Raw genomic sequence first — 13,530 nt, forward strand, 5'->3', positions numbered from 1 at the left:
TCTAGTTACATCATTTGTCCTTTAGGCGACCTCAAAAAAATGTTTTTATATACTCTGGGGTTGTATATGAGAAAAAGTATTAGTTCTATTCTTTTAAAGTTTGGTTTGGTTACGCTTGCACTTAGTTTGAATCTATTTGCAGCCTGTGAAATTGGTCTGGGTGCTTCGGTCGATGTTGATGTACCTGTGATTTCAATTGACACACCAAAGACATCTGCAATTATCCGTGATACATTTACTATTAGTGGAACTTGGACAGATGATGGTACTATTGAAGATATTGATGTTTTCTTAAAAAATAACGAAACAGATCAGGTTTTTTCATTTAAAGGAGAAATGTATGATGAAAACAATTGGAAATGTCTGATTGATCCTTCAAAGCCAGATCCAAAGAAACCAAATTTAAAAATAGTAGATGGAAAATATGAAGTTACTATTAAAATTTCAGATACCGCAGGGCATAAATCAGAAACTACCCGTTCTTATGTTATTGATAATACTGCACCGGTAGTAGTTTTATCGAGACCTTCTTCGAAAAAAGAGGAAACAGATACAAATAAGATAGAATCTTACGGTCAGTATCTTACAATTGAAGGACAGGCTGCAGATGATAATGATATAGAAAAGATTGTAATAAAATTCTATAGCAAAGATGATCCAGCTACAATTCTTTATGAAAAGGAAATAACAAGCATACCTCCAACAATCTCTCTTGATGTAGCAAAATTCCTCGATAAAGATGTTTATTCTGCCATTTATGGTGATGATAAGGAAGCTGGTGAAAAAGCATATTATTGTGAAATCGTTGCATATGATGGAGCAAAACGTTATCCAGTAGCAGGTGAAGAAAAAGAAGATGATAATGATGGAAACTCAGAGCCATCATATATTCTTTGGGCAGATTGGGAAAAATTCCAGACTGAGTATCAGAAAGCTACTGCCAGTACATCAAAAATCAAAATTCCAGATTTATATGCACTCAAAGCAGGAAAAAATACAACAGATACAAGCCGTTCTGCAAAAACACAATCATTAATTTCTAATCTTTTTAGTAATGCTATTTCAGCAGGTAGCTTTAAGCTTAATCCACTTAACAACCCTACATTCTCAATTTCTGGATTAGAGCTTGGCATTGCAAATGATGTAGAAAATGATCGTTCACTTACAATTCAGCTTGCAAAAGGTTTGGATGGAATTTCTCTGGATACAGAGAATATGAAAGTCTATCTTATTCCAGTTTCAACTGATGCAACTGGAAAGGAAGTTCTCGGTAGTAAAATTTATCCTCAGCAGTCAGAATACCAGCAGAAAGGAGATGGACAGTTCCTTACAACAATTCAGAAAGAGAATTGTAAAGATAAAAATGGTACAGTTGTACCCCTTGAGTATGGAAAAACATATATTATTGGAGTTGAAGGAGCTGATACAGAAGGAAACAAGATAGTTCCTTCTTTTGATGATTCAGTATTCTATATCCGTTTTAAGGCAAAGAATGTTGCCCCTGGATTAACACTCACTTCACCATCTCCAACAACATCATATTTGATGAAAGGTAAGACTCTTAAAATTGCCGGTACAACTTCAGTTCCAGATGGATATCCAACAATTTCTATTGTTTGTAAAAAAGGTGAGGAAGTAACTGGTCAGGAAATTTATTCTCATAAGGTTACAGAAGCTGACAAGGAGAAAATCGAAGGCGGCCTTATTATTTATAATTTTGAATATGAAATTCCAATTGATGGAGATAATTTCAAATTTGATCAGACACAAAGTAATCAGTATGTTTTTGATATTACTTCAGATATGGATAACATGCCGACAACTCGTACAAAAACTGTTATCTATGATATTGATGGTCCAACAATCAGTATTGATAGCATGTTACCGACAGCAAAAAAGTACGATCTTGATTTAGAAGATGGTTCTGGAGAGGATGGTTATCTTAACGGTGATGTAACTATGAAGGTATCTATTCTTGATGATTATGATACTGTTCAGACAGCTCTTGAAGAAGGAAAAGACAGACGTCCTTACTTTATAATTGTAGATGAAAATGGTAATGAGTTACCATTTATGGTTGGAGCAGAAACTAAAGCAACTGTAAAACATTACATTACAACACCTGCAAAACAGTCTTTTATAATTCATACAAAAGATATTGCAGATGGTTCTAATAAAAAGGAAATCAAAGTAAAGATTTTTGCAGAAGACCGTGCAGGAAACAAAGGTGTTGATATTGAAGATATTTCAAAAACTTTATTCGAACGAGATTTTACAATTGATCAGTCAACAGATGCACCTGTAATTTTACCAAAAACTGCAAATACTAACACAGTAAAATTATCTGAAGAAGATATCAAAAAAGAATCAAACTTTAAGAATATGTATTCTGGTAATCAGACTGTTTCTTACAGATTGATAGATGATGATGGTCTTAGTTCGGTTACTTATAAGCTTACTGGAACAAATTATAATCCGGAAGCAGTAACTATAGCACTTAACGATGTTACTGAATATCCTCTTGATTTAATTATGCCGGAAGATCCTGGTATTTATAATGTTGATATTTCTGTAACTGATAATAAGAATAATCCTGCTGTAACTAGAAATTTCTATGTACGTGTTACAGCTGCAGCACCAGTTATTAAGAGTATAAAGTTTGATAAGGATCCTGTAGGAATTGGTGAGAATATAGTTGCTCATGTTGCTATTAAATCTGATCAGAAACCATTTACTTTGATTCGTACTATTAAGAAATCAAATGATGAGATTCTCAGTGAAACTACGTTAAAAGAGAATGAAATTCCTGAACTTGATAGTGCAAATCCAACAATTACAGATTCCTTTAGTTTAACACAGGCAGGTATTACAATTTCTGGAGATTATAAGGTTTATTATGAAGTTCATGATGTAAATTATAAGGAACAGAATCCTAAATACGGAACAGGCGATGAATCTATTACTGTAGATTTAAATGAGCCTGTAATTTCTGATGTAAAACTTGCAAGTGAAATTCATGAGAATTCTAAGTGGTATAATTCTAAGAATTTAGCACTCTCATTGACAGCAGAAGATAAACAGGCAGGTGATACAGGAGTTTCTCAGGTTAGATATTCTCTTGATGATGGACAAAACTGGATTCCTCTTGCTAAATCTGGAAGCGTCTATAGTGGAACAATTATTTTCCAGAACGATTCTGATAATAATACGTTAAGAATTCTTGCAGAAGATGCAGCTGGTAATGCTGCAGAAAAAACTGCTACTGTAAAAATAGATACAATTACTCCAATTGTAAGTTACACAGCAACAAACCTCAAAAATGCTGCTGGTGAAACAGTTACTTCTATAACTTCTGGAGATTATTATTCTGGCGAAGCCGCTGTAACAATTACAGGTATAGTAAGTGATACAAATTTTGAAAATAGTGCATCTTATGTAACAGTAGAAGCAACAAATTCAGCAACGAATATTACACCTGTTTTTGTAGCTGGAACATATAAGTTTACAATTACTCCAACACTTCAGGATGGTGAAACAAGAATTACTATTAAAGTAAAAGATTTTGCAGGAAATACAAAGGAAAATATTATTACAATTCACCGCGATACAAAAGGTCCTGGCATTGAAATAAAGCTTCCTCAGGCAGATTCTGCAAATCCTCTTGATGATGAAAGCTATACTTTCAGAATTAATGCAAATGATGGAAATGACGGTGTAGGTGTTGCAAAAATTTATTACAAGTTTACTAATGATAATTCTACTCCAACTGATTGGGGAACTGGAGAAACATTTAGTGGTGGTGATTTCTATATCTCAAGAGATTTGATTAAAGGTCATGTAGCCGCAGATGGAAAACTGACAGAAGGAAACTGGTATCTCCATGTAAAAGCAGAAGATAAATCTGGTAACGTAACAACAACAAATAAAAATGCAACAGATACAAAACTTCGTCCTCGTTATTTTGTTGTAGATAAAGGAGACCCTTCTATTGATTATGTAAAATATGAAGATTCTGTACTTACCGAAAAACAGAATTTCTATTATGACGCAACAACATTTACTCTTACAGGAAGTGTTTCTGATACTAATGGAATCAAGCAGGTTAAAGTTGGAGGCGATATTGTTGAAGTAACAAATAAGACCTGGTCAAAAGCTATTACTATCACACCAAATCAGAGAAATGAGATTATAGTAGAAGTAGAAGATGTTGCTGGTCGTAAAACACCAAAGACCTATTATGTTTATAAAGATTCTGTAGCACCAGTTATTAATTTGAATGCTCCTGCGGAATCGGTTGAAACTCTTACAGATGCAAAATATACATTTGCAGGTTCTGTATCTGATGCGGGTTCAGGAATTCAGACAGCAAAATATCTTTTCACACAAACTCCATTTACCAATGAAAATGCAATAAAAACTTCTGCTTCAACAGGAACAGGCTGGTCTTCTATAGATAATGGTGAACTCTCAGTTGAAAAAAATCTGGGAGGAACAGCTGCTGCAAATCTCAAAGAAGGAAGATGGTATCTTTACATCTACGCAAAAGACAATGTCTCTGGAAGTGATGCAAACCATGTATCAGTATTCTCAAAACCATTCTGGGTAGATAGAGCCCTTCCAACCCTTACCGAAACAACTGTAAATACAACTGGAGCACAGGTTAAAGCTGGCGGAAAACTGACACTGTCAGGTACAGCTTCTGATAATAACGGAATTGAAAATATCGTAATTACAGATGGTACAGGCGAGAATGCAAAAAACTGGACAATTGCAGGAACTGCAATTACAAATGGTAACTGGTCTAAGGAAATAAATCCTGGAACAGATACACAAACAGAAAATAAACTTACTGATGGAACTCATACTCTTACAATTACAGCAACAGACAAGGCCGGTCGTTCTTCCTCTGTTCAGCGAACAGTTGTAGTCGATACAGCAGCTCCAACTCATGGAACTCTTTCAGTTACTTCAACAGGAACCACTGTTGGTACAGGTGATGCTGCCAAGACCTGGTATAAATCATCATTCATCAATATTAAAATCGTGGATGTAGCAGATCCAGCAAATGGTTCGGGAGTTTCTACAGTAGAATATACTATAGATAATGGTGCCCACTGGAATCCAATGTCTGGTTCAGAAGGAATTTATACAGCAACTGTAAACTGTACTTCACAAGGAAGTAATACAATCAAGGTACAGATAAAAGATGTTGTAGGCAATGTTAAAGATGCAGGCGGAAAAACTGTTTATGTAGATACAGTTCTTCCAACTCTTACTACATCTAAGGTTAAGTATCGTACAACAAACTATGAGTCAAGTTCAGAAATTCTTGTAAATGGCGACTATGGATATGATCTTCAGATTGAAGTTGCTGATGCAGAAACTTCAGGTACAGATATGAATTCTGGAATTGCTGCAGTTAAATATGCGTATGGAAATCATACAATTGCTGCAACACAATCTGGAAATTACTGGATTGTAAATGTTCCTGTTACAAATGGTGTTGATAAATATGATCCAGACAAAACAAATCCAATCTACGCACTCATTACAGATAAAGCAGGAAATGAAGCAAAGGAAAGAATTCTTACTGTTACAAAGGATAGTGATCCTCCATCTGTCAGCTTCAAATCAGTTACAACACCTGGTTCAAAAACAAAGGTAAATGGTATTGATGTTGAAGATGTAAACGGAACAATCACAATTAATGGTTCAGCAAGCGATAAAAATAAACTCAGTACAGTTGTGCTTAAGTATCAGAAAGCAGGTGAAACAGCTTGGAATGATTTGGATCAGACATCAGAAAGTACAGCCAATAACTGGATTGCCGAATGTAATACAACAACTCTTATCAATAACACAAAGTACACAATCAAAGCAATTGCAACAGATGCTGCCGGAAATACAACAGAAGCTACAAAAGATATCTATGTAAATCAGGATACTGACCGCCCTGTTATTACACTTACAAATATTGATCTTGCAGAGTCTATCTTTGGTAATAACGAGATTTATGGAAATGTTTCTGATGATGACGGGGTTCCGTCTACTATAAGTTGTTATATTGGAAATGAAAAACCAACTACTTCAACTACCTGGACAACTCCAGCTGCGAACTCGGATTTCACTTATACCAATGGTTCATTCAAATTAAAACTATCTGATGGTCCACAGAAAATCTGGTTTAAGTTAAATGATGGTACAAAGGATTATATTTCCAGCGATTTAACTACTTATTCTACAGATGCTCAGAAAACAGAAGTATTGAACTCTGTAAAAATTGTTGACAGTAAAAATAATAAATTTGGATATCTTCCAGAAACTGGTACAACAATCAAGGCTTCTGCTGTTAGTACAACAATAGATACGACAGCTCCATTTATAACAAATCAGGGATGGACATATGCAACTACTACTTTAAATTGGCAGTCAATAAGCAGCAAACCTACAACAGGTGGAACTGGTAATAAAAAGGAAATCTATATTCGTGTATATGCTTATGATATAAATGGTGTCGATACAATAAAACTTAAGGTTCCAAAGAATTCAAGTGATAAGTCAACTGTATCTGGCTATTCAACAGCAGCAGAAGATATGGATAATGATTACTATATTTACAATTTCAAACAGGCTGCAAGTACAGATACCGATGCAACAAAAGAAGTAGATGGACACACATATAATAAGTGGACATCTGCAAAAATTATTGCGACTGGTATGGAAAGTGGACTCAGAGAGTGTAAGCTTGAAGTATTTGATGGTGCAAAGACAACAACAGAAACTGTAAGCATTACAATTGATAACACTCCAGCAGAATTTGAGTTTACAAGTCATAAAGACAATCAGACAGTTTATGGTATCAAAGATATAGAAGTTGGTGGAACTGTTAATGCAGCAGATATGAAACATGTATATTATTCTCTTACAAAAGATGATGTAACTACACCAGCTGAAGCAAAAAATCGTATAGGAACAAATTGGAAAGAAATTCTCTTTGAGAATAATAAACTTTCTGCTGTAATTAAATTTGATGGCGATACAGCTGCCACTGCTATCACAGGTGTAACTCATGAAAAAAGATTAAGAGAATGGCTTAAAGACCTTTATGAAGTATCTGATATCGATAATTATAATGATACAGAAGTTCTTAAATTGTGGGTTTATGTTGTAGACGAAATAGAGAACTCTTCTGAACCAGAGGCATTATCTCTTAAAGTAATACCAAATGGCGATAAACCTGTGGTTAAGATTACTTATCCAGATGATAATGCAAAACTCGGTGGAACTATCAGATTCTCGGGCGAAACAACAATTGAAACAAATTCAGTTGAAAAGGTTTATGCACAGATTATTGTTCCAACTTCAATTGATAATTCAAATGATGATTGGGTGACAAAACTTGATAAATTAATTGAAGATACAAAAAATAAATCAACAGGTTCTGAACCTTATTATAGAGTTGTAAACATTACTTCTACTTTAAAAGGTATTGAGGTTAGTGGAACACCAACCAGCTGGAACTTTGCTATTAATAGTCATCATGAATTGGAAAAAGAAAATGCAACTCCTGACTATACTGTGAATATTATAGCAAAGAGTGCTTCTGGAAAAATAAGTGATACAGTTTCAAGAACAGTTCAGATTGATAAGAATGCTCCTTCTCTTAGTGATATGCAGCTTGTAAAACTTAAGAATGAAACTGCTGCTAATAAGTTTGCGGAAAGCAATATCGATAAGCGTATCACCTATAAGGAAGATATGTGGATTTCTGGACAGTGGTATTTAATAGGTTCTGTTACAGATGGTAATGGTGTAAAACAGTTGTTATGGCATGATGGCTCTGCATCTCATACTCTTGTAGAAGGAAATAATTCCACAAATACAGGTACAATAAACAATTCTGAATCTGATAAGGTTGTTCAGTCTTCAGAACATACTACTCATTATACAGAACCAACTGAGCATACAATTACTGCGTATGATTATGATTTCCGTATTCCAATTGGAGAAGATTCAGGTTATGGCACTATCACATATAAGATTTCTGCAGTAGATGCTACAGCTGAAAGTAACTCTGTAGAACGTACAATCACAGTAAATTACGATTGTACTTCTCCTGACTTCAAAGCAACTGTAAGTGCTGATGATAATGCAGTCGAACTTTCTGGTACTGGAAATAAGGTACAAAATTCTTCTGGTATGTACTCAGTTTACGGAACCTTCGATGAAGAAGGAAAACAGAGTGGATTTGAAAGAATTGCTATGTACTTTACAAGAACAATAGGAAATACAACAAACGTTCTTGATCCTTTGGTAACAAAAGACAGATCTTCTGGAACAAATGATAAACATAACAATTATTATCTTTCAACAGGCTTCCAGTATACTTCAGTTGCAAGTCATGGCGATGGTATTTACTGGAAAGAATTAACCGCCACAAAGACCGAATCAGATACAATTACAGTTTCTGTAAGTGATGATTGGATACGCAAAGGTGGTATTTGTAAGGTTGATGGCGTAATTTATAAGATTAAGACAGTTACTACAACAACAATCACTGTAGATGGTACATTGACTACTTCTAATTCATCAAAGAAAATTTACGTAACTCCAGCTTTGGTAATTGATAATCTTTCTCCAGAAAGTAAAAAGCAGGGGGCAACCTATAATGGTCTTTACCAGAAAAATGTTGAAGATACAACTGTAATATCTGGTGGAGATGGTGACTGGTTAATTGAAGGGGTAACAAAGCAGACTAATTCTTATCCATGGTCAGCATCTCTCAACTCTCAGAATATGCTTGATGGTCCAGTTACAATACACTTTGTAGCTTTTGATAAAGCAGGAAACGCTACCGAAAAATCATATTCTGGAAATGTGGCAAATAATGCACCTCGTCTTGCTGGTGTTACAGTTTGGACAGATTATAACGGAAACGCAAAGGGCTGGCGTAATACTGGAGTCCATGCAGCAGATTACGAGGATGAAACAAAGAGCAGATATTATTCCCGCGTTCGTCCAACAATTGATGGAAAAGCAACAGATCGTTCAAATGATGTAACTTCAAAATTGATTGTTTCTGGTAATACTGATGATGTTGATGGAATTGCGGCAAATAGTTCTATAGCCTTTATGAAGGTAACAGATACAGTTAAGTTTATCCCAGAAATTGTAGGTGGAAACGGTGATTTGTACTATGAATACAAGATTGGTAAAAAAGCTGCCTTTACTGTAGATTCAGAAACAAAAGAGATTACAGGCTTTACAGCTTCAACAACTTCAGGGTCAAAAGCTTTGAAGAGTGCTGCAAAGGCCGCAATCACAAATGATGATGGAACAACTGCAGTATCTGGAACAGATAATGGTCAGAATCTACCAACAGTTACAGATGCAAACTCTGTAACTTACGTTACTGGTAATACAGAAAGTGTAATCACTTTCGATGGAGCAACAATACTTGGAGCTTTGGATAATTCTACATCAAATGCTCCAACATGGTTCGATATTGTAATTTCTGACAGCACAGAAGGTGACACAAAACTCAGCTGTGAAATGCAGATTGCTCTTCAGAATAATTACACCGATGTAAAAGCTCCAGAAGTAAAGATTCGTCCATTCTACTGGAATTCAAAGACAGAAAACTCTGTAAGTTGGACAAAAGACAGTGACAACAAATTAATTGCAGAAGGTCATATTGAACTTGAAAAAGAACTTACCGATGCTATTAAGAATACAGAAGTAGGAACTGGAAAAACTAAACTAGGTGATGACCCTAAAGTTTCTGGTAAGATTAAGATTGAAGGTTATGCATTTGACGATATAAAACTTAATCAACTTTATGTTCAAATGGATAACCATACAAAACTTGATACAGAAAAGTTAGCTTCTACATATACCAACGGTACATGGACATCAAGAGCTTTTGCCGATGGATGGGGCTTCTCTGTAGAGGATATTTATTGTAATAGTGACGGTCACCTTGCTAAATGGACTCTCACAGTAGATACAGCAGAACGAACAAATAAAACTGAACTTGATCAGAAAGTTATTGTTTGGGCTGTAGATGCACGAGGTTCAAGAGAATCTACTCATACAGTTGATACAAATACAAAACAAACAGCTCTTAAAGAGGTTGATGTATGGAGTAATGCAAAGAAGCAGCCGAATGCTCTTACAACTTATTATGCAGATTTCTATTGTAACACAAAGGTCTCTTCATCAACTCCAGACAGTACTATTGTATACAAAAAGTCTGACTGTGAAGATAACATGACCTATTACTACAAGATGGATATTGTACCGTATATTACTACGGTTAAAACAAGACTTTCAAAGCATAAGACGACAAATCCATCTGTTTATAACAGAACTGCATTAGGACACTATCCAGTACAGTCTATCGTTTCAAATATAGATTCTAGTATAACACTTACTACAGATACTTCAGAAGATGTTATTTTGTACGGTTTCAATATTAATGGTAGCGCAACTATCGTAAGTGGAAGTAATACCTTTACTGTTGGTAATGCAACTGATTCCTTGAAAATTGATAATAGTACAAATGGACAACTTGGCTTTAATGTTGCAAAGCTTTCAACTGGAAAATTGAATCTTACGGTTAATGGTATACCTGTAATGAATAACATTAACGAAAATGATGCCAAGGGAACAGCTAGTGAAACTGGTGATGCTTATGCAAACTGGTACAACCGCCAGGGAAATGGCGATACAAACAACATTCTTACTGATGATGTAGAATTTGATGTCTGGGAATTCAATGATAGTGCTGCAGTGCCAATAAATGGTCTTACAACAGGTATCAATATGAAAATAAACCAGACAACTGGAATGCTTAATTATGCTTTTGCAAATGGTGGTTTGTATTTCAGTATGGGTGGAAATCCAAAGTCATTCCATTATCAAGCACAACGACAGAGAGGCAATCGAATTGAAGACTATTCTGAAATAATTGATGGTTATAATGATAATTACTCATCAATTTATTGGGCAGGAGACTGGGATACTTTTGCAGGCCCTTGTGTTGGATTCCATGTAGATGATTTAGGTTATACATATTCTGTTTGTTCTGGTGGTGATACAAATAGTAGTGGTTCCGTTGATAAATGGGATCTCTATACAAGTCGCTGGGGTGGAGGTCTACATAGTACAGCGGGTACATTAAATGATGCAGCAGGTACAGTGAATGATTTCCATGCTCTTCGCTTGGAAGAAAATGCGCTTAAGACAGGAAATGGAACATTTGCCTATTCTCTTATGAAATATCGTTATCTTTCTCCGGAGTTTGCTTCAACTGTAACTGGAACAAATACAAACCTGTATTTAGTTTACTATGATGCTCTTACAAATCAGATAAGATTCAGGGCAGGTACATTCTCTGGTGTTACAACAGGAAATACCGGTGGTTTTAATGATACATATCAAGCTGGTGCTCCTTCATACTATGCAACAACTAATTGTCAGGTAATTGCAAATGGTAAATCTGGTGCTTCATTTATATCTGGATATGCTAACAATGTTTATTCAAGAGAAAATGTGCCTGGTATATCTGGTAGAGGTGCTGGTCAGTATGTCGATGTTGCAGTTGTTAAGAGCAATGGAAAAGACGTTGTCTGTGTAGTTTGGTATGATGCCGAAGATAACTGCTGTAAATTCAGTTCTATTACTGATCCTATTACAGCTTGGGAGTCTCTTAAGGGAGATGCAACTGCTAAAAACTGGACTGAGCCACAAACAATTTTTGCAGAAGGTGGAGAATATTGTCATATTGTGGCAGATAAGGACAATCATCTTCATATTGCCGCTTATGCTGGTAATGGAGATGTAAAGTATGCTTATCTTGAATCTCCATCAAGTACTGCATCTACTTGTACAGTTGATGCATCTGGTGCAGTTGGTGAACACTTGACTCTGGATGTCGCAGTGAACTCTAAAGGTCATGCAATTCCATACATCGGTTACTATACTTCTGCAATCAAAATGCCAAAGTATGCATACCTGGTTGATCCTACAGTGTCTGATGCTACAGCTACCTTTAATCAGGCTCCTGCTGGTGCAGATTCAAATGAAAGATTTACAGGTGCATGGGAAGTAACAGTTGTTCCTTCACCAAGCCGAATGACAACTAATCGAGAAGATAAGGTAAATGTTGGAGTATGGAAGAATAATGGGGTACTTAAAGATTCTAAAATTAATGGACAAATAAAGAATAGTTCGATTTCCAATACTTTAAATGGTTACCAATCTGTAAACTGGAGTAAAACTTATGGTAACGGAACATCGAATGGTATTTTAGGCTATCAGATTTCTACAAGTACCGGTTCATGTCTTGAAACTGCGCAGTTACGTTAGTCTGGTTAAAACATAAGGAGACAAACCGCAAGTCTGCGTTTTGTCTCCTTAAAAACTGAAGAAAAGGAAAAAATGTTAAGAGTATTTCATCCCATTGGTCAAGGTGCTTTTTATTCAGAGCGATTTGAAAATTTTAATGTTGTTTATGATTGTGGAGAATTAACAAAATCTTCAAATGCTGAACGATTAGTTAAAAATAGTTTTGAGCCTGAAGAAAAAATAGATATTTTATTTATTTCTCATTTTGATAGTGATCATGTAAATTTTATACAAACTTTACATGAAAACTTTCCAATTAAGAGATGTATTCTTCCTTTAATTCATGATGATAAAAAAAGTATTCTTCAAAATGTTTATAAGGCACTAGATCAAAATGATTCGTATGATTTACTCACTTCTCCAGAAACTTTTTTTGGAAGTGATACAGCCATTATTTATGTAAAACCTGATATTGAAAATAATAAAGGGGATATTCCTTCGACAGATGGTTCAATTATGGTAGATGATTTGATTAATAAACAGGAAATCATGAGTGATACCAGAATTATAATAAATGATGACTGGATATATATTCCATATAATAAGGAAAGGGTATCTAGATTAGAATTATTAAAAAAAGAATTAGAATCTCTTCAGCTTGATTATGACTCATTAAAAGATATTGATTATTGTATAAAAAACAAAGATAAAATAAAGCAAGCCTATTATAATTTGCCAGATAAGATCAATTTAAACTCATTATTTGTGTATTCAGGTCCAGTAAAAGATAAAAAAGAGTACCTAACAATTTGCAATAATAATTTTTTCTGGGGCTATGATATTTTACCTTTTTTACATTTATTGAAACCAGGCTGTATTTATACTGGTGATGGCAACTTATCTGAAGTTGTCAATATCATGTATGATAAAGAAATAAGAGAGAAAACAGGTACAATTCAGGTTCCTCATCATGGAAGCCGACATAGTTTTGATTTCTCATTTTTAAAAGCAAACCAACAAAGATTTGTTCTTCCGGTCTCCTTTGGAAACGGCAATATATTTGGTCATCCTGCACAATCTGTAATATGTAATATTATTGAAAACGATTCTATATTTATTCCAGTTACAGAAAATATGGAATCTATCTTTATTGAAAACATAAGATGCAATTAATAATTGCAG

The 13,530-nt window shown here is 34.9% G+C and carries 2 protein-coding genes; both read left to right on the forward strand.

From position 1 onward, the window contains the following. The first annotated feature begins 66 nt into the window (after positions 1 to 66). Positions 67 to 12,369 (forward strand): hypothetical protein, encoded by a 12,303-nt coding sequence (locus AABJ44_RS01890; protein WP_338370239.1) that lies wholly within the window; start codon positions 67 to 69, stop codon positions 12,367 to 12,369. Positions 12,370 to 12,441: 72 nt separating this feature from the next. Next, positions 12,442 to 13,521, forward strand: a complete 1,080-nt coding sequence (locus AABJ44_RS01895) for a ComEC/Rec2 family competence protein (RefSeq protein WP_338370240.1) — start codon at positions 12,442 to 12,444, stop codon at positions 13,519 to 13,521. Positions 13,522 to 13,530: the final 9 nt, after the last annotated feature.

Source organism: Treponema bryantii (assembly GCF_036492245.1).
In the GTDB taxonomy this organism is placed as follows: Bacteria; Spirochaetota; Spirochaetia; order Treponematales; family Treponemataceae; genus Treponema_D; species Treponema_D bryantii_C.